25 protein-coding genes are annotated in these 26352 nt (G+C 69.2%); 1 reads left to right on the top strand and 24 read right to left on the bottom strand.

The annotated features are described in order from the left end of the window. Positions 1-398: 398 nt before the first annotated feature. The 23 genes from ND747_RS05640 to ND747_RS05530 all read right to left on the bottom strand — a co-directional run bounded on the left by ND747_RS05640 (position 399) and on the right by ND747_RS05530 (position 23378). Positions 399-1202, bottom strand: a complete 804-nt coding sequence (locus tag ND747_RS05640; RefSeq protein ID WP_251732386.1) for a hypothetical protein — start codon at positions 1200-1202, stop codon at positions 399-401. 1088 nt (positions 1203-2290) lie between these two features. Next, positions 2291-5203, bottom strand: a complete 2913-nt coding sequence (locus tag ND747_RS05635) for a BTAD domain-containing putative transcriptional regulator (protein ID WP_251732385.1) — start codon at positions 5201-5203, stop codon at positions 2291-2293. Next, positions 5200-5586, bottom strand: a complete 387-nt coding sequence (locus tag ND747_RS05630; protein WP_251732384.1) for a pilus assembly protein TadG-related protein — start codon at positions 5584-5586, stop codon at positions 5200-5202. Before ND747_RS05630 ends, ND747_RS05635 begins: the two co-directional genes overlap by 4 nt. Before the next feature lie 59 nt (positions 5587-5645). Beyond that, entirely contained in the window at positions 5646-6101 is a 456-nt protein-coding gene (locus tag ND747_RS05625; protein ID WP_251732383.1) for a TadE/TadG family type IV pilus assembly protein, read from the bottom strand. Further along, complete coding sequence (locus ND747_RS29700; protein ID WP_251732382.1) at positions 6098-6454, bottom strand: TadE/TadG family type IV pilus assembly protein; 357 nt, start codon at positions 6452-6454, stop codon at positions 6098-6100. The genes ND747_RS05625 and ND747_RS29700 overlap by 4 nt, the downstream gene beginning before the upstream one ends. A gap of 218 nt (positions 6455-6672) precedes the next feature. Next, positions 6673-6870, bottom strand: a complete 198-nt coding sequence (locus ND747_RS05615) for a hypothetical protein (protein ID WP_251732381.1) — start codon at positions 6868-6870, stop codon at positions 6673-6675. Positions 6871-6894: 24 nt separating this feature from the next. Further along, the gene (locus ND747_RS05610; RefSeq protein WP_251732380.1) at positions 6895-7800 is read right to left on the bottom strand and encodes a type II secretion system F family protein; all 906 of its coding nucleotides are present in this window, start codon (positions 7798-7800) and stop codon (positions 6895-6897) included. After that, positions 7797-8690, bottom strand: a complete 894-nt coding sequence (locus tag ND747_RS05605) for a type II secretion system F family protein (RefSeq protein ID WP_251732379.1) — start codon at positions 8688-8690, stop codon at positions 7797-7799. Before ND747_RS05605 ends, ND747_RS05610 begins: the two co-directional genes overlap by 4 nt. Further along, the gene (locus ND747_RS05600; protein ID WP_251732378.1) at positions 8687-10069 is read right to left on the bottom strand and encodes a CpaF family protein; all 1383 of its coding nucleotides are present in this window, start codon (positions 10067-10069) and stop codon (positions 8687-8689) included. The genes ND747_RS05605 and ND747_RS05600 overlap by 4 nt, the downstream gene beginning before the upstream one ends. Before the next feature lie 61 nt (positions 10070-10130). Further along, positions 10131-10952, bottom strand: coding sequence for a hypothetical protein (locus tag ND747_RS05595; protein ID WP_251732424.1), 822 nt, complete (start codon positions 10950-10952; stop codon positions 10131-10133). A 19-nt stretch (positions 10953-10971) separates the two neighbouring features. Continuing rightward, positions 10972-11613 (bottom strand): SAF domain-containing protein, encoded by a 642-nt coding sequence (locus tag ND747_RS05590; protein ID WP_251732377.1) that lies wholly within the window; start codon positions 11611-11613, stop codon positions 10972-10974. Positions 11614-11734: 121 nt separating this feature from the next. Further along, positions 11735-12079: a hypothetical protein gene (locus ND747_RS05585; RefSeq protein ID WP_251732376.1), complete on the bottom strand. Its 345-nt coding sequence runs from the start codon at positions 12077-12079 to the stop codon at positions 11735-11737. Between the two features lie 671 nt (positions 12080-12750). Next, on the bottom strand, positions 12751-13458 hold the full coding sequence (locus tag ND747_RS05580) for a hypothetical protein (RefSeq protein ID WP_251732375.1): 708 nt from the start codon (positions 13456-13458) through the stop codon (positions 12751-12753). An 800-nt stretch (positions 13459-14258) separates the two neighbouring features. Further along, a complete protein-coding gene (locus ND747_RS05575) occupies positions 14259-15224 on the bottom strand; it encodes a histidine phosphatase family protein (RefSeq protein WP_251732374.1) in 966 nt (321 codons plus the stop codon). A 366-nt stretch (positions 15225-15590) separates the two neighbouring features. Beyond that, on the bottom strand, positions 15591-15764 hold the full coding sequence (locus tag ND747_RS05570) for a hypothetical protein (RefSeq protein WP_251732373.1): 174 nt from the start codon (positions 15762-15764) through the stop codon (positions 15591-15593). After that, positions 15761-16624, bottom strand: coding sequence for a PHP domain-containing protein (locus ND747_RS05565; protein WP_251732372.1), 864 nt, complete (start codon positions 16622-16624; stop codon positions 15761-15763). Before ND747_RS05565 ends, ND747_RS05570 begins: the two co-directional genes overlap by 4 nt. Then, positions 16617-17498: a PHP domain-containing protein gene (locus tag ND747_RS05560; RefSeq protein WP_251732371.1), complete on the bottom strand. Its 882-nt coding sequence runs from the start codon at positions 17496-17498 to the stop codon at positions 16617-16619. The genes ND747_RS05565 and ND747_RS05560 overlap by 8 nt, the downstream gene beginning before the upstream one ends. Beyond that, positions 17495-18289 (bottom strand): SAM-dependent methyltransferase, encoded by a 795-nt coding sequence (locus ND747_RS05555; protein WP_374216150.1) that lies wholly within the window; start codon positions 18287-18289, stop codon positions 17495-17497. Before ND747_RS05555 ends, ND747_RS05560 begins: the two co-directional genes overlap by 4 nt. A 344-nt stretch (positions 18290-18633) precedes the next feature. Next, entirely contained in the window at positions 18634-19755 is a 1122-nt protein-coding gene (locus tag ND747_RS05550) for a methyltransferase domain-containing protein (RefSeq protein WP_251732370.1), read from the bottom strand. Then, the gene (locus ND747_RS05545) at positions 19752-20336 is read right to left on the bottom strand and encodes a hypothetical protein (RefSeq protein WP_251732369.1); all 585 of its coding nucleotides are present in this window, start codon (positions 20334-20336) and stop codon (positions 19752-19754) included. The genes ND747_RS05550 and ND747_RS05545 overlap by 4 nt, the downstream gene beginning before the upstream one ends. A gap of 240 nt (positions 20337-20576) precedes the next feature. After that, positions 20577-21020 (bottom strand): hypothetical protein, encoded by a 444-nt coding sequence (locus ND747_RS05540; RefSeq protein WP_251732368.1) that lies wholly within the window; start codon positions 21018-21020, stop codon positions 20577-20579. 397 nt (positions 21021-21417) lie between these two features. Next, on the bottom strand, positions 21418-22281 hold the full coding sequence (locus ND747_RS05535; RefSeq protein ID WP_251732367.1) for an endonuclease/exonuclease/phosphatase family protein: 864 nt from the start codon (positions 22279-22281) through the stop codon (positions 21418-21420). After that, positions 22278-23378: an aldo/keto reductase gene (locus ND747_RS05530; protein ID WP_251732366.1), complete on the bottom strand. Its 1101-nt coding sequence runs from the start codon at positions 23376-23378 to the stop codon at positions 22278-22280. The genes ND747_RS05535 and ND747_RS05530 overlap by 4 nt, the downstream gene beginning before the upstream one ends. 83 nt (positions 23379-23461) lie before the next feature. On the opposite strand from ND747_RS05530, the gene ND747_RS05525 reads away from it, so the two are divergent. After that, complete coding sequence (locus ND747_RS05525) at positions 23462-24082, top strand: hypothetical protein (RefSeq protein ID WP_251732365.1); 621 nt, start codon at positions 23462-23464, stop codon at positions 24080-24082. Between the two features lie 22 nt (positions 24083-24104). Here the strand turns inward: ND747_RS05525 and ND747_RS05520 are convergent, their stop codons facing one another. Further along, positions 24105-25955, bottom strand: coding sequence for a radical SAM protein (locus ND747_RS05520; protein WP_285900053.1), 1851 nt, complete (start codon positions 25953-25955; stop codon positions 24105-24107). Positions 25956-26352: the final 397 nt, after the last annotated feature.

The raw sequence follows: 26352 nt of genomic DNA, 5'->3' as shown, positions 1-26352 counted from the left end.
GTTTCTGCCCTCTACCTTGTTACGCGCTGGGAAGCGCTCCGACCGTCCGGCCGGGAGGCACCGTTTTTCCTGGCGGGTAGGTGGGCGGCTGTTTCTGCCCTCTACCTTGTTACGCGCTGGGAAGCGCTCCGACCGTCCGGCCGGGAGGCACCGTTTTTCCTGGCGGGTAGGTGGGCGGCTGTTTCTGCCCTCTACCTTGTTACGCGCTGGGAAGCGCTCCGACCGTCCGGCCGGGAGGCACCGTTTTTCCTGGCGGGTAGGTGGGCGGCTGTTTCTGCCCTCTACCTTGTTACGCGCTGGGAAGCGCTCCGACCGTCCGGCGGGGAAAGCGGTACAGAAATGCGGAGAGGGTACCGGGGGAATCTCCCGGTACCCTCTCCGCGAGGACTTTCGGACCGTCAGCCTTCCTTGCCGTCCCGCGCAGCACGATAGGTGATTATTTCTCGCACTGAATCCGCCCGTTCGGACAGATCCCGGAGCTCTGCCAGGGCAGCGTCGCGGGTACGGATGATGGCGCGGCGGGAACCGTAGGCGCCCCCGTGGCGCTTCTGTGCCACGTTGGAAAGGATGCCTGTTCGTCCCAGGTCATCGGCCTTACTTCCTTCGCCGAGTATGTCCGCGAGGACAGGGAAGTCCCTGCCGTCACCGAACGCCAGTCCCCAGACAACTTCACTGTTGGTGGCAAGGTGCGTCGTTACGGCTACGAACTCCATACGGGAAATGGCCTTGATCTGCTGCGCCCCGGGCGTGGCGTCAATGTCATCGGGATTTTTGTCGATGCGGTATCCGTTGCGTCGGGCGGCATCCCGCACGGCGGTGTACTGGATACTGTCACGCGTGGCAATGAAGCTCCCGCCTTGCCTTGTGACGTAGAGCCACGAATCAGGCTCCCGCGTGGCCACGGAGTAGGTGACAGGCTCAAACTCGCGGATGATCTTCCCTAGAAGTTGGGCGAACAGCAATACGGCATCCTGCGTGACATCGTCGCGCACATCAGCCGTGCCGTACTTTCCGCCCGCAACGGTCGCGTTTCCATCCATCCGCTTGCGCGAGTAGATCGAGTCAACAACGCGGCAGAACTTGCCCGCCTTGGTTTGAATCGCACGCCAGTCGTCCGCCGTTACTCTCGCCATGTCCTCCGGCTGGACTCTCGCACTCGGGAGATCCGACGGTGTGTCCGAAGAAAAAGCGCCATTGGCCACGAGGTCTCTCCTTTGCTTTGGGAACTCCCGGGGGACACTTTCCCGCTCCCGGTGTCGATATCTAATTCTCTACCCATGCACGCCCGAACGCAACCCCCAATCGTCCGCTAAATCGTGATTCTTTGGAGAGCTAAATCACGATTCCTTGGACGACGGATCAATAACGGAAGCGACACCCGGAACTGCAGATTTGATAGCTAGGAACCAGAAACCGAAAAGAGAAGGAAGGGGAGGAGGACGGCTGGAAATTAAAAGGAAAGAGGAAATAGAAAACATGCAAGCCTGCCCGTATGGCAAACAATAAATTGCGGGATCAGGTAGACCACAGGCTCCACGCGAATGCAGTCGAGCGGCAACGACCCAACCCCCCATCGACTATCAGCTCGTAGCCTCGCTATTAAGTCGCGGAGTGCTTGGGTGGGCGTCACACCTCCCCTGACCTGCACCAGCGGCGCTTCGCTCGCCCACCCGTGTTTACAGGCCCGCCGGTGGGGGGTCCAGTGGGAGGTCCGGTGGGCTGTAGGGATCGCTGTAGGGATCGGATCTACATGGCCACTCGCCGGGCTACTTGGCCACTGCATGGCCAGAACCCGACCTACTTGGCCAATCCGCTGGTCAGGGCCTTGCTGTGCATCGCGCTGGCACCGCCAGCGCTGGCCAACACCGACGGTCGCCGGCGCACCGGCGCTGGCCAACCACCGTGTCCTGCCAGCTCGGAGTGGCCATCTCCAACCGATTCCTACAATCGCTGTAGGGGTCGGCTCAAGATGAACAGCGGCCACCGAAAATGAGCACTGCCTGAGCAGTGGTGGTCGGCTGTACTTGGGTAGGGCAGCTCTCTGGGTATCGCCGCAGCTGGCGGACGGGCTGGTCGAGCTGTCGTGCGGCCGGCTTGCAGCCTATGGGTTTGCTGCGCAGCGGCTTGCCGTTCATCCAGAAAGCCGTACCGACCAGGACGGTGTGGTGAATGCGGCGCCGAGGGCTGATGATAGTGCGCGGGAGCATGCGTTCCGGTTTGGAGCGAGGGGTGGACAGGCGGGTTAGGTCGGGCGGCTGCGCTGCTGAATCCGTGGCCGGAAGCGTTGTGGTCAGGCGGACTGAGTACTGGGTGGGGCGGACTGAGCGAGTTTCTGGAAGGCGTTCTGGGTGTCGGATGTGGGTCGTTCGCCGATTTCGGCCAGAGCGGTGATGAGGTGGTGGTAGGTGGCTGCGGCGGCGTGGTGCTGGCCGAGGCGGGTCTGGGCGTGGGCAAGGTCGAGGTGGAGCTGTTCGTTGTAGGGGTCGAGGCGGCGCAGAGTTTCGAGGAGTTGAAGGCGCTGGGGGCTGTCGTCCTGGATGGTGCTGGTGGTGCTGGCGAGTGCGTCGGCGACGCTGCGGCGTAGATGTTCGCGGTGGGTTTCGGCCCAGGCGTCGGTGAGGTCGTCGGTCAGGTGGCCGGTGTAAAGGGTGGTGAGCGGGAGGAGGGCGGCGAGCTGGTCGGTGGTGCTGGTTGCCTGTCGGTGGGCGTCGAGGGCCGCCTGGGCTTGCCAGAGGTCGACGGTGAGCAGGTCGTGCCGCAGCTGCCAGCGGCCGTCCTGCTGGGTGAGGACGTCCATGCCGCTGGCCGCGGCGACGATGCGGCGCAGCTGGCTGATTGCGGCGTAGAACCTGTTCTCTCGTTGACGTTGGGGTTTGCCGTCGTCGGGCCAGAGGGCGTCGATGATCGCCGTGCGGCTGGTGCCGTCGGGATGGGCGGCGAGGTAGGCGAGGATGGCCCGGCCTTTGGTGCCGATGCCGTCCACTGTCTGGTAGTCGCCGTCCGGTTCCGGCCGGTGCAGCAGCTGTAGTCGGCCGAGCAGGGTGAGTAGTAGCGGTGTGGTTGCCCGCGGTGGACGTTGCGGTTCTACCGGAGGATCGGCCGGCGGTGGCACCGCGCTGGTGGCTTCGCCCAGGGTCGGGGTGCTGCTGGTGTCCGGTGGCAGCCAGCCGGTGGCTGGCGGCTTGTCGGGTCCTGGCTGGTCAGCGGGTGGTGTCGCTGCGGGGCTGGGGGTGGGGCTAGCGGGGGGCGGCGCGGAGGTAGGGCGTGGGGGCGGGGGCCCCTGGGTAGGGTTTGCCTGCCGGTACGCCTCCTGGTTGCTGGCGGGGGCGTCGGCGTCGGCGAGCAGGTCGAGGAGGCCTGCGGTATCGGCGGCGGGCAGGGTGAACAGCCTGCTGCCGACCAGGGCAGCGGCGATGTCGGGGCTGGCGGCGCCGACCACCCCGTCGGGACGTATCCGGGCGGTGGCCCCGGGCCGCCACTGCCCGTAAAGGATCCCGAGCACATTGAAAGGGCTGCCGTTGTCGAGCACGGCTTGCAACCTGCGAGCGGAGGTCTGGTCGGGGGCGGCGATGAGGACCAGGGCGGAGCGGCCGGTGTCCTCACCGGCCGTGGCCAGGCGCGCCCGGGTGAGTACGTCGGCTTCCGCCCGGTTCAACAACGTGGACAGGTCCGCGACGATGTGCAGCCGCTGCGGTGGGTCGGCGGCAGCCTCCTCGCCGAGGAGCCGCCGTGCGTCCGTCACCGGAATGAGGATCTCCACGGGGGCCGTGTCGGGCTGGTGGCGGTCGGCGAGCAGAGCGAGGAGCAGGGCGCGGATCGCATCGTCGGCACCGGGGCCGATCAGGCCCAGGCCGTGGGCGGCAGCCAGGTCGAGGGCGAGGGGCTGACCGTCGGGGCTGGTTCCGACGTGCCGCCTGCCGGGCGGGGCGGCGTGGGTGGCGGCCGTGGCGGCGGCGTGGCGGCGACCGGTGACGTGCGGGTCGCCCGGAGGGCGCACGACGACCGAGTCGCCGACATCGTCGGACTGAGCGGTGGCGGCGTCGTAGGCGACGGCCAACTGGCGGATGACGGGGCCTTCGTCGAGGTCGTCGCGGACGCCGCTGCCGGGCACGTACTGCCGGCGGCGCCACAGCCGCGCGGAGAACACCGCGACCATCAGCAGAGCGACCGTGCCGACGCCGAGGTAGGCCCCGGAGGGCAGGTGGATTCCCGGCGGCTGTGCGGGAGCCGGAGCGGCCGGAGGTGTCGGCGGCGTGGCCGGTGAGGTCGGACGCACCCCTGTGGGTGTGGTCGGTCTGGCCGATGGGCGGCTGTCTGCTGACGGCGGGGTACTGGGGATGCCGGGCGGGCTGGTCGTGGGCGCCGGGCTGGCGGCCCGGCCTGGCTCGGGTGGGCTGGCGGTCGCGGGTGGGGGCGACGTGGTGGGGTGGGAGGGCGCTTGGCCGGTGGAAGGCGCGGTCAGGGTGGGCTGGGCGGGCAGGTGGAGCACCCAGCCGGGGCGGATCAGCGCGGGCTGGGTGAGCGCGCGTCCGTCGGCTTGGGTCACGCCGTGGTTGAGGGCCCAGATTTGCGGCCAGCGGGCACCGTCTCCCAGGGCGCGGTCGGCGATGCGCCACAGGCTGTCGTACACGCCGCCGTGCGGCAGTTGCACGACCACGGTCCCGGGCGCGGCGGCCGGCAGTGTCGTGCCGCCCGTGTCGAGCCTGGCGACGGTGATGAGCTGGGGGGCGGCGGGCGCGGTGGCGGTCGCTGGTGCGGCGGGGGGCCCGGCGGTCAGGGTGAGGGTGCTGCGGGAGTGCAGGGCGACGAGCAGCACGGTGCCCAGCAAGAAGGTGGCCAGCCCTCGCAGGCCGCCACTGGGCAGCAGAGGGCCGTGGCTGGGCCAGCGTGCTTCGCGCACAACGTCCGGTACCGCTGCGGCCACCGAGAGGGCGAACGCGGCCCACAGCGGCCACAGCAAGGTGGCGAGGATGTCCAGCAGGAGGCTGTCGTCCATCGGCCCGGTCAGCCGCGCCGAGATCTCCGACCAGGACGGCACATGATGGGGCAGGGGCCAGCCGATGAAATGCCACAGCCCCCAGGGCAGGCCGCCGACCAGCGCGATCAGCGCCACCAAGGCGACCAGGGCCCCCACCAGCCGACCCAGCATCTGCCCAGCGGTGGCAAGCCGGCGTCGGCGGGGACGGGCACTGGGCTCTCTCATGGGACCGCTTCCGTGGGCGGGGCGGGATGGGCGCTGCCGGTGGCGGTGACGGTGAGCGTGTCGAGCCCGAGGATGCCCAGCAGCTGGGTGTGATGGTCCGCTGTGACAGCGACCGTGATGGTGTTGTCCACGACGGTCGCGCTGCCGGTGGCGCCGGCCTGGGCGAGGTAGGCACGGGCGGCGGTGACCGCCTGATCAGGCAGGAGCCGGACCGTTCCGGTCTGGCGAAACAGGGTCAGGTCGAGTTGCTGGGCGCCTGTGCGGGCGGCTTCCTGCGCCACACCCATCGCGCTGATCTTGTCGGTGAGTGCGCCGCCGGCGTCGAGGATCAACCCGCCGAACATGATGAACGCGGCGAACAGCACCACGACAAACACCGTCACCGACCCCTCGTCGGTGGCGGTCCCCTCATCGGGTCTGTTCCGGGTGGCGCGCGTGTGTCTCATGGCGCTGCCTGTCCACGCAGGTCACCGAACTCGTCGACGGGTGAGGTGGAGGTGGCGTGCAGGGTGGCTGCGCCTGGGGTTCCGAGCAGTGCAAGGTCGTCGAGGTTGGCGGTGCAGGTCAGGGTCACCCGGACCAGAGCGCCTGGTGCGAGCCCGGCGGGATCGGTGGCGACGGTCAGCTGCTGGCAGGTCACCCCGGTGCCGGTCAGTGCACTCTGCGCGGTGGCACGGGCATCGGTGATGGCCTCGGCCGGGCTGGGGGCGATCGAGGCGGCGCGGGCGGCTTGGTGCGCGGCGTCGGCAAGCTGCAGCTTCGCGTCGCTGATCCGGTAGCACAAGACGAGGAACAGCAGCATCAGCACCAGAACCGGCATGATCAGGACCAGCTCGGTGGTGGCCGATCCGCGGTCACCATCACGGCTGGCCCCAGCGGGTGTTGTCTCGCCGGTCATGGTGCCTCGCCAGGGCGGTGCTCGACCGGGCCGGCTGCGGTGGCGTCCACCCCGATCTGAAGGCCAAACAGGACGCTCGCGGCGGTGCCGTGGACGTGGACGGTCGCCTGGTTGGCGCCGCGGGTGATGGTGATCTGGGGGTGGGTGAGGCTGCCCCGGCCGAGCTGGTCGAGGGTGGTGGTGGCTTCGGTCTGGCCGGCCGCGATGCTGCCGCCGTCGGCTCGGGCGGCGACCAGCGCGCGGGCGGCGGTGGCGTGCGCGACGTGGCGGGCGTGCGCCCAGACGGTGACCTGCGCGAGCAGCAGCACGATCGTGAACAGCAGCGGCAACACGAAAATCATCTCGACGGTCACCGCCCCGCTGTCCCTACGACCACCGGGCGATGCTGCGGCTAGGAGACGCGCGGACCGCCGCCTGAAGCGCCCCCGAGCGTGCCCGCACGGAAGACGCGGGTGCGGGCACACTTCGCCCACTGCAGCGGCCCGCCCCGCGGCTTCAGGGCGGTCGGAGGCAGCTCGCAGCCGCGCTCGGCTACAGGCTGGGAGGGCGGGGGGCGACATCGTCGAGATGACTATTTGAACGAGACACTTTTGGCCGCGTCCAAAATTTTCGGGCCGAAAATGCCGATCACGGTGAGGGTGAGCGCGGCGAAGAACGCGATCCAGAGGACGTTCTGCGTGGTGTCACCCCGGTCCCGTGCTGCGTCTGCGGGAGGTCTCGTTACCCAGATGACATAGCGAGCCCACCAGGCATGAAGAAAGGTGAACATGACGGTCCCTCCGCGATAATGAAGTTAAAGGGAGTGGGTTATCTGGGTCAGGGACGGATAGAAAATGAACAGGATGAACCCGGCTGCGATCAGCACGCCGGGGATGCTCATACGTTCGGTTGCGGCGTTCGCGTCGGCTTCGGCGTCCTGGGCCTGACGGGACCGCAGCGCGGCGGCCTTGGCATCGAGGGACTGGCGGACACGAGCGCCCTCGGTGCCGGCCAGGCCGACCGCGTCGGCGAGTTCGACGAGTTCGGAGATCTGCAGCTCCGCGCCGAGACGACCCAGCGCCACCCAGGGGCTTACGCGGGTTTCGCGGGCGGTCCGCAGTGTCCGGCGGATCGTGACGAACGGCCAGCCGGTGCCGATCTCGGCCGCGTCCGTCAGCGCGGTTTCCACCCCTGCGCCGCCGGCGAGCAGAACCTGGATCAGAGACAGGTAGGCGGACAGCGCATGGCGGAAGGCCCGGCGCTGCCGGTCGGCGTTGCTTTTCACGGTGAGGTCGGGCAGCAGAAACCCGAGGACCGCAAGGAGGAGCGCGAGCGTGACGGGGAGCGCCCACGGGAACGGCCGGCCCGCTCCTGCGAAGGCCAGTCCGATCATCGAGGGGAGAAACAGGCCTGCCAGCCCGGCCGTTGCCTTCTCGGCCAGGTAGGCATCGGTGGAGCGACCGAGTGCCACAAGGTCGTGGCGCAGGGCCGCGGTCGGCAGGCCCGCGGCGTGCAGCAAGCCGGTGAACGGGCGGCCTGCCCGCACCGCCCAGCCGTCCGGGTCGGCCGGCAGGACCGCCGGGGCGGCGGGTCGGGCCGGGGCGGGGTCGAGCCGGGCGAACACCTCCTCCAGCGAGGAGCGAGGCGGAACCAGCCACACGGCCAGGGCCCATAGGCCCACGCCGACTCCGGCGGCCAGCAGCATGAGCAGCACCGTCACGGCTTCACCCGTTCCGCCGCCGCGGGCGCCGGTGTTGCGGGTTCGTCGCCTACCAGGAACCGGGCCGGGGTGTTGATGTGGGACATCCGCTTGAGCCAGACGAATCCGGCGATGAAGATCGCGCCTACGCAGAGCAGGACCAGCTGGCCGGTAGCGCTGCTGTAGGGGGCCAAAAAGGCACGGTCGAACACGACAAGGCCGCCGGCGAACACCATCGAGGTGACGACGACGACCCGCATCGTCGTGCGCGTCCGGGCTCGTCCGACCTCGATGCGGCCGAGCATGTCGACCTGCGCGCGGGCTGTGGCCGCGAGCTGGCCGAGCAGCGCGGACAGCTGCCGGGCTTGATGTTCGCTGGCCAGGATCAGCGCGCCCAATACCAGGTCGGCCAGCGGGTCGTTCAGGTCGTCGGCAAGGCCGCGCAGGGCCGGAGCGAGACGCTCGCGGCGTTCGACGCGGGCGGCCAGCGCGGCGACGTCGACGCGGATCGCGGTCGGGGCGGCAGGCGCGGTCGCAAGGATCGCCTGTTCCAGACCGGCCGCAGCGGCGAGGGTGTCCCGTAGCTGTTCGGCCCACACGGCGATGCTTTGGGTGCGGGCGACGTGGCGGGCCTGCGCCCGGTCCGGTCCCAGCATGCGGGGCAGACCATAGACGGCCAAGGCGGTCAGCAGCCCGCCGACGATCCACCCGGTCACCATCCCGGCGACGATGCCGGCGACGATCGAGGCGGCGGCCCAGCGGCCGAACCGCGGATCCGTCCGCCACGGCAGGGGCAACGTCCGGACAGAGCGTGGGCGGACGTCGTCGTTGGCCACGCCCCGCCAGCCGTAGAAGATCAAGAAAAGGCCGGTGCCTATCCCAAGGCCGAACAGGCCGAACAGGCCGGTCATGCCCACCACCCCTGCGACAGCACGTCCGGGTCGAAGCCCACATCGATCAGGTCGTCCAGCAGCTCCCCGGTCGGCGGAGCCGCCGGCAGGCCCCGCCGGTCCGGGCCCGGCCGGTACAGCTCGTTGGTCACGATCTGCGTGCCGTCCGCGTCCACGACCTCCCGCACGGACGACACCACCCGCCGGCCGCGTTCCCCGCGGGGTTCCGCGAGATGCACGACCACGTGGATCGCCGAGGCGATCAGCAGGTTCGTTGCCTCAACCGGCAGCCGTTCGGGGCCCTGTACCGCGTAGGACGCCAACCGCGTGAACACGCCACGGCTCGTCGAGCTGTGGATCGTCGTCATGGACCCGTCATTGCCCTGCGACATAGCGTTGAGCATCGGGATCACCTCGGGCCCGCGGACCTCGCCGACGATCACCCGGTCCGGGCTCATCCGCAGCGCCGCACGCACCAGATCGGAAGCGGAGATCGCCCCCTCGCCCTCGGTGTTCGGTTCCCGGACCTGCAGCGTGACGACGTCGGGATGGGCCTGCTCGTCTGCGTCCAGGCCCAGCTCGAACACGTCCTCCACGGTGATCAGCCGCTCGGACTGCGGGATCTGGTCGGCCAACGCCAACAGCATCGTCGTTTTCCCCATCGCGGTGCCGCCGGCCACCACCACGTTCTTGCGCGCCCGCACCAACGCGCCGAGCAACGCTTCCAACCCGTAGTCGAGGGTGCCGTTCTCCCGCAACGCGGCCAGGGTGACGTGGCGGAAACGGTGCCGGCGGATACTCACCGATGGCCGCGGGGTCACCGCCATGACCGCGAACACCCGGCTCTTGTCCGCCAGGTGGAAATTCACCATCGGCGCGCCACGGTCCCAGCGCCGCTCTTCCACTCCGGCGTGCGCGGCCAGATCCCGAATCAGCCCGACCAGCTCGGCATCCGACCCGGTGATCGGCGGCATCCGGTAACGGCTGCCGTCCTCCCGGCGGACAAAAACCCGGTCGCCGGTGATGTTGATGTTCTCAACGGTGCTGTCGGTGAGCAGCGGTTCCAGACCGCCAACCCCCAGGACCTCGGCCAGGACCTCGGCGACGATCCGCTGCTCGTCCTCGGGTGACAGCAGCAGGGCACCCCGGGCTAGCTCCGCGGTGGTGTGTGCCTCAGCGAGATCGACCAGCACCGCGCGGGCGAACTCCTCCCGCCCCAGGCCGCTCAGCGGCGCAGAGCCGGCATCCTCGTCCGCGCGCAGCTGGGCGGCAAGCGCGGCCCGCAGTCCCTCCCGCAGCCGGTCACGCAGCGCCTGCGCAGCCGACCCCGACGGGCGCCCGGGAAGATCGGCCGGGGCGGGACGCCCGCCGGTCCACGCCTCCCACGGACCGCCAGGCATGCCCGTACCGTCGGGTACTGCGGGCACGCGGGCAGGGTCGTTCCACGCTGGCAGGCTCACCTCACGCCCCCGTCCACATCGGCGGCCCCGCATCCGGCCACACCGGATCGGGCGGCAATGGTGGCAACGCCTGTCGCGCCGGTGGCGCGGCCTTCGCCGGCGCCGTGGTCGCCAGAGCACCGGCGATCCCGGCGACCGTCCGGCCAAGCTTCGTGCGCCCGATGCCGGCCCGGGTGCGACGACGACCCGCGAGCACGCCTGCGGCGTCAGTGTCATAGGGCACCGGGCCCAGCACCCGCGGGCCCAGCACCCGGGAGATCTCGCGGACCCGATGGCCCTGCGACCGGCCCGGCTCGGCGACCACCACCACGTACCAGGCAGGCAGCCCCCAGCCCTGCACCACCGGCATCCGTGCCGCCAGATGCGACAGCTCGTCGTTACGGGCCCGCATTATCAGCAGCAGCACGTCCGCGGACCCCAGCAGCGGACCCGCTGGCGACAGCGGATCGAGACGCCCACAGTCCACGATCAGCGGCCGGTCCTGCGCCTGCGCTGCGGCCCGCAACAGCGACCAGCCGCCGCTGCCGAGTTCGCCCACTACCTGACGGGCCTGCTCCGCTCCCGCTGGCGCGCACAACACCTGAAGGCCGCCGGGAAGCTCCTGAAAATGCTCGTCGAGCGCACGCGGCGACTGCTCTCCGCGGCGGCCGGCGGCAGCCAGCGAGACCAATCCCCGTCCCGGTGCCAAGGTGAACCGCGCTCCCACGTCCCCACCCGCGGGGTCGGCCTCCACCACCACCGGATCCCCGCCGTCCAGCGGCCAGCGATCCGCCAGCGCGAGACTCAACGTCGTCGCACCCGGCGACCCCTTCAACGACCCCACCACAATGATCACAGGGCGGTCACCGGCCGGTTCCGTTGACCGTGACCACGCTGATCTGCCCCGCCGGCGCCGCCGCCAGCGCACGCGCATCGTCCTCGGCAAGCGTCAGCGACACCACCGTCGTCTGATCGCTGCCCGACGCCGCGACCGCGACAACCGTCGCCGACCACGAGCGGACACCATCCTCAGGCGCCGTCCCCACCGCGCTGGCAGCCGGAGCCACCACCACGCTGACCCGCGAACCGGACGCCAGACCGGTGGGGAACTGGCCGGCCTTCAACGCCACCGCGGCGATCGCCTCCCCGGCCGGGGGAACCTGGGCGTTGCCCACCATCGCCCGGCTAAGCAACATGCCCGCCGGCAAGCTGTACGCAACCGGCCGACCCAGCACACTGCCCTTCGACCCGGCGGGAACCGTATCCACCCCGTCAGCGGAAATCCGCGCCTCCCGTAGGTCCGCCGCCACCAGCACATGACCCACTGCCACCGGACGGGCCAGCACCAGCACCGGCTTCCGGGCCTCCACCCGCGCACCCGCCAGCAGACCAGCAGCCGCGCAGCCGACCACCAGAACCACCCCCAGCAGCAGATACGGCAACCGTCGACGCCGCCGCGCACCACCGGTCAGCCGCGCCGCCGGCGTCCCACCAGCACGCCGCACAGCGCGGTCCCCTCCCCCGATACGAGTAGACGGAGCCGTCACCACCACGCCACCCTGTCGCCCGTTCCCCGGGATGAACGGCCCGTACAGCCGTAACCCGCCGCACTGGTCATGGTCCTCATCAGCCGCCGCCCGTCGTCAACGCCGGAACGTCGATCACCCGGCTCGCCGTGGCCGAGACCGTCGTCAGCCCCGCGAACGCCCCCGCCTGGCCAGCGCCCGACCACGACACGTCCCAGCGCACCGTCGCTGTCACTGCGAACGTCCCGCCCGAGGCGTCCAGCGAACGATGACGGTAGGTGTAACCGCAGTCCGGTGACGCGCTCTTCGGATCGCCCCCGGACGGGAACGGCGTGCCCGGCCCGGTGCAGGTCGTCGTCCCGCCGTCCCCCAAGGACCACACGACCTGCACGGGTTTGGCGAGGGCGGTCACTGACACCCCACCCGCTGCCGCCGTCGCCGCCACCTGAGTCCACCCTGCCGGATCCAGCCAAAGCCACGTTGGCAGACCGACCAGTTGGTCACGTGTGGGACTCATATCGATCCGAGGCCCGGAAAGCTGCAACTGGGCACGTGCCTGCGCTGCCAAGGCCGCTGGGTCCGGTGCAGCCACGGCTTCCGGAGCCGCGTCCGCAATCCACACCGGCGCCCGGTACAGGGCGTCCTGCTCTCCGTTCGACGTGCACCGGTAGATGTACCAGGAACCGGCCTGTTGCCCAGCCAGCGCCGCCGACTGCATCGACAGCGACGATGACCTGAACCGTGCTGGCCGCACTATCAACCCACCGTCTTCCTGTGGCCGATACATCACCGGCTGCGGCGAGTCCGCAGGTGGCTGGTAGTCGCTACGCACATACGAGCAGTCGGCGGTCTTAGTATGCGGATCGTCCAAGGACCTGTCGCCTGGAGGAGGAACAGAAGACGCCGCGCGCCCACCACCACCACCACCTGTCGTGCCAGTGGAGGAAGCAGGGCCAGGGTTCGGTGCCGGTGGCGCCTGGCCGTTCTCTCCGGCCAGAAGGTGACAGCCTGGATAAGGATGCTGGCCGCATTCTGTCGACCCGTACTCATCGGCAAAGGCGGGATCGGCGAGCATGCCCACCGCCACAGCGATCAGTAGAAGCAGGCATCCGCGCTTTAGCATGACCCCACCGCTGCCACGCCGAACTGGGTGACACGCCAGAGCCCATCGGTATGCTTCCGCACCTCGGCGATGATTCTGCGACTACCACCCGGTGTGTCCGTGAAAGGAGAGCCGTCAGCTTTGTGCCGCAACCAGTTTCTACTATCACTACAGTCCGACACCATCACGCTGGTCGGCGAGTTCGTCGGGCTTACCGAGGTTACCGTCGGATTGTTTACTGGCTCCCCTTGCGCCACGAGCCCGTTAGCATGATCGGCGTAAAGTCCTCCCGTCAGGACCTGCAACGCCTCACCCGAGGCGTAACGCGACAGATATGACGCCCGCCAATCCGCGGTGTGGCTTGCCTGTGCATCCGCCTTCCACATGCCGAGATACGCCGCCACCGCATCCTGGCGTGCGGCCTCCGCGACAGAGGCCGGCGTGGCTGACGCCGGGCTGCTTGGCCGTGTCGAGAAAGAGGTAACCGTGGCACCCGGTGTCGGGGCCGGCGACGAATCACCACTCGAACCGCAGGCGGCAAGGGCCATCACGACGGCGATCATCATGTAGAGGCTGGCCGCTCGCAGCCAGGCGATGCATCGCCGGCCAGGTATACGGACTTCGGTCTCCACCGCGCCCACCTCGGATCCGCTGGTGGATCGGTTGCCCAAACCACCGTCGGCACGCATCACCGCAGCCTGCAGACCTGCGGGCAGCGGCACGCGTGACGATCCCGCTGGCGGCGCGGTCCCACGAGAGGCCGGGGACGGCAATCGTCGCGCGGCGTGTGACCATCCGCCGCGGCAGACGATCAAAAGACCGGCGGCAGGCAACGATTTCCCGATCCAGCCGCGAGCCGTCCACCCTGCCGATTGATCCACCTGGCCTGTTACCCGTCCATGACCCCATGCCATATTCCGACCGCTACGTTGTAACCCCGTGACCCCATGTCACCGCAAGCGCGAGAAAAGTCATAGCGAAAAATGGACGAATGATCTATATACTACCCGGACCGAACAAGATTGACTACAAACGGTGACTGTAGCCGAATTTGGCCTTATGTCACCGCACGGCCTACCTGTCGCCGCGTAACCGCGCAGGCACAGGTAGACCTGCTTGGTTGTGGCAGTGTGAACCCTGCCTGTCCCAGCGTGGCACTCCGGTCTTCTCCCCCCGGCCGCATACGGAGAGTCTCAAGCTGGGGGTCGACTCAGCTCTCGTTGTGACGCCAGGATTACGCAACAGACGAAAAATTTTTCGGCCGCGTTGGTGCTCTGACGGTGCATGGGACCGGGCGGCGCCCTGCCTCGCGCTGAGGTGCGCGGCCGTGCTGCCATCTCCCGATGCCGGAACGCTGTCCCTCTGCCGAGGTGCGACGGCAGGGAGGGGACGAGGCAGCTCGCCGCGGCGAAACAGAGGTGCGCCATATGCAGGGGAGGCGGGGTACAGGCCCGGGTCGTCGACAGAGGAAGATCAACAGCGGACGGCAGTGCACGACGCGGACGCCCGACTTCTCAGAGCTTCATAGGCCGGTCGGGTCCATGTGACGCTCCCAGCCTGTGGGGGTGCGTTCCAGGATGATCCATGCTGCGTTGTCGACGGGGCCGTGCTGACGCCAGTCGGAGACGGTAAGGCCTAGCAGCCTGCCGGTGACGGCGAGAATCGTGCCCGCATGGCTGGCCACAACGACTGTCGAGCCGGCCGGCAGGCCGGTGATGTGGTCAGCGAGCGCGGCGAGCGCACGGTCGGCAACCTGGCCGGGGCGTTCCCCACCACCGCGGGCGATGTCGTCGCCGTCTTGCCACCGGGCGAATTCGTCAGGGAAACGCGCGGCAATGTCGGACCGGGTCCGTCCCTCCCAGGCCCCCAGGTCCGCTTCACGGAGCCGGGCATCGACCTGCAGCGGTACGCCGGTACGGGTGCTCAGCGCGTCGGCGGTGTCGCGAGCGCGGCGGAGATCCGAGGTGATGATGAGGGCCGGGCGGAGCCGCACCAGTCGTTCTGCGGCGTTCTGCGCCTGCGCACGGCCGGCAGGACTCAGCGGTCCGTCGCCGTGCCCCTGGAACACCCTGGCCACATTGGCGATGCTCTCGCCGTGGCGCCACAGGACCAGGCGCACGCTGTTCTGCGCGAGCAGTCGGCTGCCGGGACGGTGATCCTCGCCGGCGGCACCGTCTGCCGCCGGCATGATCGCGGGAGCCAACAACGCACGCCCGATTGCAGCGATCTGCTCCTGGGACGGTGCGACATACGCGTAGTTGCGGTCGCGCAGATAGGCAACAAAATCCGGGTCGGGCGGGATGGCGTGCTGCTGCAGGTAGTAGAGCGTCTCCGTGGTCCATAGCCACTGGCCGTCGGTCAGGTAACCAATGCCGGGGTGCCCGGGACGTGCAGGGTCCAGCGCGTCCTCGACAATACTGCGAGTTGCAAATACCACCGCCCCGCGTTCTAGATATGCGACCAGCCGATCGAGTTCGTCGGGGGTCATGGAGTGCCTCCCCCTGATAGCAGGGTGCCCGTCATCCACGCCGCCGAAGAGTCCGACGACCCTGGCACCGCCGATTATTCTCGACATCTGCCTTCTCCGATTCTCCGAACCCGCGAAACAGTCATACAAGATCCCGCGGCATCGAGCGCGGCACGGATGGTGCGCCGCCCGCCTGAGGTCGGTGCACACGGCCGCCACAAGATTGTGGATCTTTGGAAAGTCAGGTAAAGCCAACCGAGGCTGACCGCGAGGGCGCCGGCCTGGAATCAGCTGCGAGCACGTAAACGGCCCACCAAGCTAGCGATCAGCCGATCGTCACTTCCGGAAAACTGGGGTGGGGGTGTAGCTGGCAGCGAGCATGCGGCATCAGGCTCCTCCTATCGGCATGGTCAGCAGCGCCGCGACCAGGACAAGGTTGCAGCCCAGCGCGATCCCGACCATGCCCAGCGAAAGCTTGCTGGGTGGCAGAGAGGCGACGGCGCAGGCCAGCAGGGTCGTGGAGACGATCCAGACGCCGGCTGCGCTAGCGAGTCCGGTCATCGCTGGGACGCGATCGGCCGGGTCCCGGTTGCAGCGGTGATGAGCCGCTCGTACATGGCGTGGCTCGTGGTCTCGGCACCGATCGGAATGGCGTCGTCGGCGCGGTGGCCGCGACTGCCACTGCCCCCGGTGACGATCAGATCGAGGATGGCGGCGATGCGGCGCAACGCCTCCCGTGCAGGTCGCGGGTTGGATGGGTGATCGACCTCAAGGCCGACGAGGCCGGCGGCCTGCAGGGTGGCGATCTGGCTGGCGGTGAGCTGGACGTGGTGGCGGCGCCGGGGTCGCCCCAGGACCGGCGCTCCGCCCGCGGCGCGGATCACCGCCAGGACCTGCTCCACTGGTGGCTGGCGTTTCGGCTCGAAATATCTTCCTTCGGCGCCGAGCCATTGTGGGCTGTAGGCCTCGCGCAGGCTGGTGACGAGACCCACCTGGACCAGCGCGCAGGCGATGTGTGGCCGGCCCGGTATCTGGCGGGGGGCGAGCTGGGCCACCCGATGCCAGGTGAGCGTCGGATAGTCCGAGGCCAGGCAGGAGACCATCCGCTGTGCCCGCTGTTCCCGGTGCCGGCGGGCCTCGGCAAGCAGATCCAGCAGCGGCCGGTCGCCGCTGTTGATCAGATAGCCGCGTAGGTCGATGGTGCGTTCCTGATCGGCGACCAGCACAGCGCAGGGCACCGTGACCGCAGGTATCAGGGTGAGTTCGGCGGGGAGCGCTCTGTGGGCGACGTCGATGCCGTCGACGGTGAGCCGGTCGGCGAGGCCAACCACGGTCGCGCCGGCTCGCGCGGCCCTGCCCATCAGCGCTGACGGGAACGCTCCCATGCCTGACAACGACGACTCGACGTGCAGGTCAATCATCGGTTGTTACCGCCGTACCGATAATGGGCATGGTGCCGTGGCCGGCCCGGACGATCTGCTGGTAGGCCTCGGGGGCGGTCGTCTCCGCGCCGAGCACAGGGCCGCCGGCCCCGTGATGGCCACTACCCCCGGTGACGATCAGACCGAGGTGACGGGCGATCGCCCGCAGCTCCCGACGATCGTCCTGGCGATGTGTGGGGTGGTCGACCTCAAGGCCGGCCAGACCGTCGTCGTGCAGGGCCGCGATGTCGTCGGCGGTGAGAGTCAGCCGGCCGGGCCAGCGGGCATACGCAAGCACAGGCACCCCACCCGCCCCCCGGATCGCACTCAGGGCGTGGCGGGCGGAGGGGAGCCGCCGGCGCCGCAGCGGGTACTGGCCACCCAGCCACGCGGCACTGAACGCCTCGGCAAGATCACTCACCATGTCTGCGGCAACCAGTGCCCCGGCGACATCAGGGAGTCCAGGGCGGCGATGCCCGGCCTGGGTCGCCACGTCCTCCCAGGTCAGCGCGTGGCCCCCGTTTTGTAGATCACGCACGAGTTTGCGGACCTGGCGATCCTGCTCATCCCGGTTGTCGCCCAGCAGGCCGCGCAAGATCCGGTCGTTCGGATTGCACAGATAGGCCAGCAGCGACAGCGGGACACGCTGCACGCCGAGGTCGACAGTGCAGGAGACCGTCACCCCCGGCAGCAGCGTCAGGCCCTCGGGCAGCGCGGCCTCCGCCTCCGCACTACCGTCGACCGTGTCGTGATCGGTTATGGCGATCACATGCAGACCCGCCGCCACCGCCTCCGTGACCAGCTCGTCGGGAAACGCGGTTCCGCTGGAACGGCACGAATACACATGAAGATCAATACCGGTGGTGATGATCATGCCTTGCGTGCCACGGCGCCGTAAACGCTCACCTCGGCGTCCCCGTGGTCCGCCTCCGCGGCCTCGTCGCCCTGGCCAGAGTCCGATGTCGTGGTCTTTGTCGCCGGGCCGGGGCGCCAGCGGTGGACGGAGACGATGCCGGGGTCGACCAGTTCGAGGCCGTCGAAGAAACGGGCGATCTGCTCGTGGCTGCGGGTGTGCACGGGCACGCCCTGCTGGCGGTACACCCGCGCCGCCGTCTCCACCGCGGGGTTGACGTCCGCGGTGATGTGGCTGAGCAGTAGATAGCTGCCGGCCGGCAGCGGGTCCAGCAGCCGGCGCACCAGCCCGTACGGATCATCGCTGTCGGGCAGGAAGTGCAGGACCGCGACCAGGGACAGCGCGACCGGGCGGGACAGGTCCAAGGTGTCCCGTAGCTCGGGGGCGTCGAGGATCGCCTCGACGTCGCGCAGGTCGGCATCCAGGTAGGCGGTACGCCCTGCCGGGCTGCTGGTGAGCAGCGCACGGGCGTAGGTCAGGACAAGCGGATCGTTGTCCGCGTAGACCACACGGGCGTCCGGGGCGAGGCCCTGGACGGTTTCGTGCAGGTTCGGTGAAGTGGGAAACCCCGTGCCCACATCCAAAAACTGGCGGATACCCGCCTCGGCCGCCAGATAGCGTGCCGCCCGGGTCATAAAAGCCCGGTTCGCTCGGGCCGCGATCCATATCTGGGGAAACGCGGCGATCGCGGCCTCGGCGGCTTTCTGGTCGGCCGGGAAGTTGTCCTTCCCGCCAAGGAAATAGTCGTACATCCGTGCAGGGTGCGGTTTGTCGGTTCGGAGGTCTACCGGATCTCGCTGTTGGGCCCTCTGCCACTGTAGAGCCGACCCCGGCTGATGCGAGCGGAGAGTCCCGTCTCGGCTGTGCGTGATCTGATCGTTGTCTCGGTTACTCGTTGTGAGATTGTCGCTGTCCATGGTCTTTCTCGGAGGTGAGGGTCGGCGGGTAGCGAAAAAAGGTGAAGCGCCGACGCCGACGGATGTCAGGAGCACACGGACGGCGCGGTGCACAGGACGACCGGTTCGCCGACGTGCCCGGTATCCGCGCGTCGGGGTCCTACGGTGGTGCCCGCTACCGGCGACGTGGGGCACGCATGTCAGTCGGTGGCGGGGATCGTGGCGGTCCATCCCTGCTGGGAGAGGTGGATGCTGCCGTCGGGGTTGACGCGGGCACGGGCACCGATCCACGGTGGCGCGCCGCGGCTTAGCAGGTCGTCGCGGGCGTCGTCGAGGAGGTCCCACAGCCGGCGTGGCCCCTCCTGATGGACGGTGGGTGCGTCCGTGCCGGTGGCTTCGGCGCGTGCCCAAGATCCGTCCGGATGGGTGAGCAGGACGGTGTGTCGTCGGTTCGGGCTGCGGCGGTACTGGCGGCGTACTCCGGGCACGGTGAGCGTGAGCATCGTGGCGGTCTCCCACGCTGTGCTGATGTTCACGATCGGATAGCGGCCGGTTGATACCTCGCCCTGCCAATCGGCGGACAGATCAACCCCGGCGGGTAGCGGTGGGTAGTCGAAACCGCTGCGTGCGGACATGAACGCCGCCGCGCCCCACACGATTTGGCCGACTACGCCGTCGGCTCTTCGCATGGCTGTGAGGATTAGGTGGGTGTCGCTGATCGTGGTGACCAGCCGTCCGCCCAGGCGCAGCGCGACCAGCCAGCTCACCGGAATTGAGGGCACCGAGAGCAGGGAGATTATCCGGTCGTAGCTGCCGGGGAGCGGGCCGGTCGCGCTCACCGGGAGAACCGTCGGGTGAAGGTCGAGTGCGTCCAGGCGCTTCGCCGCGACCGCGACCAGGTAGCGATCGGTGTCCACCGTGGTCACTCGCTGCGCCCCGTAGCGTCGGGCGAGCAGTGCCGCACCGTAGCCGGAGCCGGTGCCCACGCTGAGGATGTCCTGGCCCTGGTTCAGACGGGCGTGCTGGTACATCGCCAGCACGAGGCTGGGCAAAATGGCCGATGAGGTCGGCCGGCCCTGGGGGCGGGTCTGTTTGGTGGCCTGATCGGCATGCAGGGAGCCGACGCGGGTAACCAGCGTCCGGTCGCTATAGGCATCGGCGACCAGGCCCTGACGCAGCACCCATCCGCCTTCGCTGCGCAGCCACCAGCGGGGGACGAGCTGATGCCGGGGCACCACAGAGATCACCGGATACCAGCGGGAGCCCGGATGGCTGATCGTGTCCGCCAGCGCACGGGCGTGGCCCCGCCACGGCGCGGTCATACACGGCCCCCGCTGGACGTCTTGGTTCGGGCCGCAGCCACCACGTCGGACCACCGCTGACCCGCCAGCAGCTCCCCGAGCGGAGTGTCACGGACGTTGCCGCTGGTGTCACCGCGGCCCCTCACACACGGTGTGGCCCGACCGTCCGCCAGCACGGTGGCCCGCCGTAGCCCACGCCTCCCACAGCCGCTGGACACACCGCGACCGTGACCGACGCCATGGCGTCGGTCACGGTCGATCTGGCTGACGCTGAGATTGTCCGGGAGCCGGCGAGCCGTGTCGTCATCACCCGCACCGAGACAGACCAGGCCCACGTGCAGCGTGATCCCCCGGCTCCACGCCTCAACGAGGTTCGTCAGGGTCTGTGCCCGCACACCCGCGCCACGGGAGGCCGGGCGGTGTGGGGCCGGGTGGCCGCAAATGCTGGTCGCGATCTGCACCACCTCCACGCCGGCCGCGAGCGAATGATCGACCAGATCGGGCAAGGCCGGGTTCGACGTGGGCTCCCCACCGACGAGCAGGAGCCGGCGCACGCCGAGCCCGGCCGCGTCGGTGATCTCTCGCCAGTCCTCGAACGTCATCCAGCCATCCATGTGAGTGCCTTCGAGCGAGACGTAGCACCGCCCACACGACCGCCGGCCGCGGCCGGCGACCTCCAAGCACGGGCTGTCGATCGTCGTGGCCCTGCGTCCCACGGTGTCAGTCATCGTCGCAGACACGACGGACTCCTTTTCCTCTCCTCCATAGCGGGGCCGTCCCACCTTCGGGGCCGTCACCGGCAGTGCGAGCACCGGCCGGCGCCGTAGGCAGGACGGCAGGGATCAGGCAGGAACCGCGGCCTCGTGGACCACACCGGCCAGGGCCGCGAGGGACGCACGGTCACGTGTCTCGATCAGCTCGGCTCGGACACGAAGCTGCTTGTCGCTGAGCAGCGCCATGGCCTCGGCATGCCGGTCGATCCACTCGCCGGTGACCTCACGGACGAGATCGGCGATCCTGTTCGCGTTCGTCTTGGCGTCGGCGATGTCCTTCGCCTGCGGAGCCTCGGGGAGAGAGAGGATCTCCCGTGTCCGCGCGCTCAACGCGGCCATTGAGTTGATCTTCGGTCGGACCGTTGTCGTGTACTCGGCGCAGAGGGAGACGAGCTTCGGGAGCTGTTCGGGGCTGAGGTCGAGCTCCTCCGCGTGGTGGAACTCGAACGCGAGAAGGTTGTCGACCGTCGCCACGCCGGTTGCAGCGGTAGCGAGCGTGTTCGGGTGCACCATCATTGTCTCCAAGAGGGATGAATAGCTGAATGGAACTGTCCTGCCCGCGGTCCTCACACGGCCCTTGAACCCGCGCCGAAAACAGGGACGGGCTCCCGCAGCGCCGGCAGGACAGAATGGGAGCCGCCTAGCCGGGGCTAGGCGGCTGTCTCGGACGCACCCCCGATGGGACGTCCAGAACGCTCGGGCCAGCACGTCCGGCCGCCAGCTCGGGGGGTGCCGGCGACCGGACAACTCCAGTCTGCCGCGCGATGCAGCAGAAAACATTCTCCGGGACACGGAGAAGTCTTTCCCCGGTCCGTAGGGCCGTGACCTGCGCGGACGCTGATCTGATCTGCGAAGTCTTGCGAGAGGATGCCGGATCTGGCCGTCGTCGAACGGACGGTGGGGAGACCAGTTAGATCCCGGTTCCCGCGGCCTTGTCGAAGGAGAAGGGGTCGGTCGCGGCGGCCGAAGGATGGGCGGTGAGAGACAGGGCGGCGTGATCGCTGAGCCCGTCGAGGCGGGGGGTGTGGACGTAGTCGCAGCTGGTCAGGTGGAGCCGGCGGGTGGTGAGGAAGGTGTGGTCGAAGCGGTAGCCGTTGCCGCCGCGGCCATACCAGCTGTGCCCCGGGGTGTCGGGGTGCAGGGCCCGGTAGGCGTCGGTGAGGCCGGCGTCGGTGAACGAGCGGTAGAAGTCGTACTCCCACGCTCCGAAGACCGGGTAGTGCGGGACGTGGCCGGGTTCGACGACGTTGAGGTCGCCGGTGACAACGACCGGCCCGTCGGCGGCGGCGAGGATGCCAGGCAGCGCGCGGGTGACGGCGTGTTGGAAGGCGCGTTTGTTCTGGTTGCGGCGTTCAGCTGGCCCGCGGGACGGGACGTAGAGGCCGATCAGGCGCAGTCGCTGGGCACCGATCTGGAGGTCGACGGCAGGTGCGCGGTGGGCTAGGACGTCGATGCCCGTGGGCACGGGTTCGAGGGGCGCCTGGCGGGAGGCGATGACCGTGCGGTAGTCGGGCCCGTCCGGTGTCGAGGTGTGGAGGTGGGGGTAGCCGTGCTGGGTGAGGGCGTCGAGCAGCGCGTGGCCGCCGGGCCCGTGGCCGACCTCGGTGAGCACCACAACATCGGCGTCGGGTTGCTGGCTGAGCCAAGCGGCCTGCCGGCGGGCCCGGTCGGGTCCGGCGTGCTGGGCGTTGAACGTGACCAGCCGCAGCTCGGCTGTGGAGGTGGCAGCGGCCGGTGTGGGCGGGTCCGGGAATAGGGACTGCTGCCGGTTCATACGGGTGGGGCTGTTTCGTCGAGGAAGACCTGGCCGGCGGCGTCGAGGTCCTGCTGGAGCTGGCCGAGGGCGGCGCGGACGACGCTTAGGTCGCCGGTGGACAGCGGCGCGTCGACGGCGGTGAGGTTCTCCCGGATCTGCTCGGGGGTGGTGAAGCCGACGAGGACGGCCGCGTTGTCGCTGCGCTGGAGGCTGTAGGCCAGGGCTACCCGGACCAGGTCGCGGGTCGACATGCCGAACCGTTCGCGCAGTGGCGTGAGGTGGCGCTCGACGAGTGCGAGCGCGTCGGGGGTGTACCAGCGTTTGCGCCGCCGGTGATCCCCGTCGGCGAAGTGGGGTGGTCGGCGCGGGTCGTATTTGCCGGTGAGCAATCCCTGTCCGAGCGGTTTGTTGATCAGAATGCTGGTGTGGTGGTCGGCGGCGAGGGCGAAGATGTCCGGCTGACCTGCCGGTGGGGGTGGGGTCAGCGGGTTGTGGCGCAGGGCGAGGTAGTCGGGGCGGATGCGGTGGAACAGGGTCTGGAATCGGGTGTGCTTGTCCGGCCGGTCGGCGTGGGGCTGGGTGTGCCGGTGGGGGGCGTAGCGGTGGGGGCCGCGCATGCCGACGCAGCGGATGAGGCCCTGGCGTTGGAAGTCGCGCATCTGGGCGATCGCGTCGTCGAGGTAGCGGTCGTCGGGTCCGAACTCGTTGTGGTGGAAGAAGTAGATGTCGAGCCGGTCGGTGCATAGGTTCGTCAGGCTGGTCTCCAGCTGGCGGCGTATCGCCGAGGGTAGGTAGGCGTGGTCGACGGTGCCGGTGAAGTAGCCGACCTTGGAGGAGAGCACGAGGCTGTTCCGGTCGACCTGGGTGACGAGGCGGCCGAGGAGGCGTTCGGAGTGGCCGTGGCCGTAGACGTCGGCGGTGTCGAACAAATTCGCGCCCAGCGTGTAGGCGGTTTCCAGCCCTTCGCGGGAGGCGGTGTCGTCGGCGGTGGACCAGCCCATCGGCAGGCTCAGGTTGTGGGCCGGGCCGCCGATGGCCCAGCAGCCGACACCGATCGGATGGACGGTCAGCCCGCCGGCCAGCCGCCGGGCGCCCAGAAGACTCGGTGCCGTCATCTCGTTCCCTTCGTGGTCTGCCGGCTGTCTTTGGGATCGGCCTGTGTGCGGGTGCTGCTGGCTGTGACGTTAGGGTCACCGGCATGACGACTCCGGACCCTGTCACTGTGCTGGACCTGGACGCGATCAGGGCGAAAGGGTGGGCCGACCGTAGCGATGTCCCCGACGCCGAGTTCGCGCGCGCCGAGGCGTTCTACGTGTCGATGCGTGCCCACGATGCACGACTGCACGCGGTACGCGCGAAGGCATCGGAGCTCATCGAGAACTGGACCGGGCATCAGCCGCGCGATGTCGGCTCGTTCGGGACCGGGCTGAACCTGGAAACCTCCGACCTGGACCTGGGTATCGGCTACCCGGTCGAGCGCCGCGGTGAGCTGATGGCCGCCCTTGAAGGCCAGGCGCGGTTCCTCGGCGAGCGTTACACCAGCTTCTCCTCCACCCGGCTGGTGTTCGCGTTCACCGTGGACGAGGTAGAGATCGACCTGAGCGCACTGACGGTCGACGACTTCGCGGTCGCCTGCCGGATGCTCGACCAGATCGACACCGCGATGAGCCACGACGAACGGGTCTGCCATACCTGGGTCAAGCACCTGCTGCGCCGGTCCGGCCGGCTTGATGACTATGCGGCGTGGAAGCTGGTCACCTACGCCCGGTTCTGCCCGGAGTTCCACTGGGTGCCGATCCCGGAGAAGACCGGCAGCTGAACCCCTGGCGGGTCCCTGCGGGTCAGCTGGCACAGGAGTCCGCCGCGTTGATCAATGTCCAGCCGCTGGCCGTAGACCATCGCCGGTGTTCGGTGACGAGCAGTGCGGCGTGCTCTTGGCCGAGATCCGGCAGCAGGTCATGCACCGCGGCGGTAAGAACGCCCCGGAGCAGAGTGAGACGGTTCTCGGCCCGCTGCCAGATCCGCGCATCCAGGACCGCCTCGTTCGCCGGATCATGGTGCAGCGGGTGGGTGCCGATCTCGGCAATCAGGTCGCCGAGCACGGCGTAGCTGGCGTCTTTGAGCACGCCGCGGGCTTCGCGGACCTGGCGGCGTGGGTCGCCGTCAAGAATCTTCTCCAACGATTTGAACGTGTAGTCGAGGGCGAAGTGGCGGTCGATCCAGCGCTGCGCCCAGCCGGCAGCGACCCCGATCCGCCAGTCGGCGTAGCGGGCTTCCACCCGGCCCATCGATGGCGTCACCGTCCCGGCAAGGCCTGCCTGCTGCACCCGGCGGGTGTAGGCGGCACCGATCAGGCATTCCATGCTGACCAGCAGGTAGGAGATCCCCCGGTAGAACGGCTGGCCGGTGCCCGTCGCCGTGACGAACTGCGCGTCGTGGACCCCGCGCACGACCTCGGCAGGTGATAGATCGGGTTGCGGGGCCAGGAGCAGGTCGGTGCGGCCCTGGAACGCATGGGTGGCCTTCAGCTCGTCCAGGGTCATCAGCGGGTCGAAGGTGATGTAGGTGAACCGAGTCGGCACGCCCAACGCGGACAGGGTTCGGACTGCAAGGAGATTCTGCTCGCCGGTGGTGTTCTTCGCGAACCGGTCCAGGATGCTGTCGACGCCGGACTCGACGCCGAACAGCATCCGCCGCAGGCCCCGGGCGACCAGCGTCCGCCACATTTCGGCCCGCTCGACGTGCCAGCCCTGGTCCCGGTCGGGATCGACGATCTGATCGACCCGGCAGCTGGACTCCCAGCCGAATTTCGCCTCGTGTAACAGGCCGGCCAGTCCCAACACCCTGTCTGTGGCGTCCGCGTCACGGCCGACGAACTCTTCGTCGACCAGGTACAGCGTCCGTGACACCTGCGGGTAGCGGTCGTAGACCGCCGCAAGCTCTCCGAGTAGCCACGGCAGCCGGCCCGTACCGGCCCCCGCCCAGCTGCCCTTGTGATCACGCGGGCAGAACGAGCAGTAGCTGGTACAGCCGCGGCTGGTCTCCAGCTGCGCGACACCGTGACGGTCCAGCGTTGCCGGCAGCAGATCAAGTTCGGGAACGACGTCGGCCGTCACGTCGTTGGTGACGGTCTTGGCGGTCCGCCGTCGCCCGACCGCCAGCCCACCCCCGCGGGGTGCTCCCACATATCCCAGGCCGGGAACCTCGTCGAGGGTGCGGTCGCCGTGCCAGTGCGCCAGCAGCGCGCTGATCGTGGACTCCCCTCCCGCTCTGGCGACCAGCAGCTGGGGAAACCGGTCCAGCAGGATCCGCTCGACCCGCGCGGTCAGGCTGCCGCCGACGACGACCAGCGGCGGATCATTCTGGGCGTAGACCGATTCCAGCAGCTGGACCAGCAGGTCGTACTGGCCGAACGTCGCCGACACCCCGAGTACGTCCGGCCGGTCAGCCTCGATGCGGGCGGCCAGCCCGTCGAGGCTGAGCCCGAGCTGCATGTCAGCCAGCGACACCGTGCCCAGCAGCGTCTCGCGGGCCGCGCGCGCCACCGTGCTGATCCCCAGCGGAAACCGCGGCAGCGGGAACGTCTCCGGGTGATATAGCGCTGCCAGCAGCACGCCCGGCCGCGAAAGCCGCTCCACGCCCGGCTCGTCCACGTCGGCGAGCGACAGCCAGGACGCCGGCTTGTCCAGCATCACCGTGTCCCGTGCCCAAGCTGGCCAGATCCGTGTGCGGTGCGGCCGGCCGGACAGGTCTGCCACCACCCACCGGCCCGCACTGCGCTCGACGAAGAGCAGACGGCGATCGAGCGCTCCCGCGACCCGCACCCGCCTCACTTCACCGGCGCAATGCCGCTCCACCCAGCTGCGAAGCGCGCGTGGATCGAGCAGCAGCTCACTGTGATCGGGTGGGCCCGCAGTCGGACGGGCGCCGGCGAGGCGCACAGCGGTGACCAGGCGGGCGAAGGGCTCAGGGGGATGCTCCACGGCGATGCCTTCCGGACGGACGGTGCTCCACCGCCGTACGGATGGCCCCGGATGGGACCGGCCTCGACGGTGTGCGTGTAGCACCTGTCACTGTCCGCGACATCAA

This window comes from Frankia sp. R82, assembly GCF_023716925.1.
Taxonomy (GTDB): Bacteria; Actinomycetota; Actinomycetes; order Frankiales; family Frankiaceae; genus Frankia.
The sequence above is the reverse complement of the archived record's forward strand: the minus strand, read 5'-3'. Positions and strand labels throughout refer to the sequence as shown.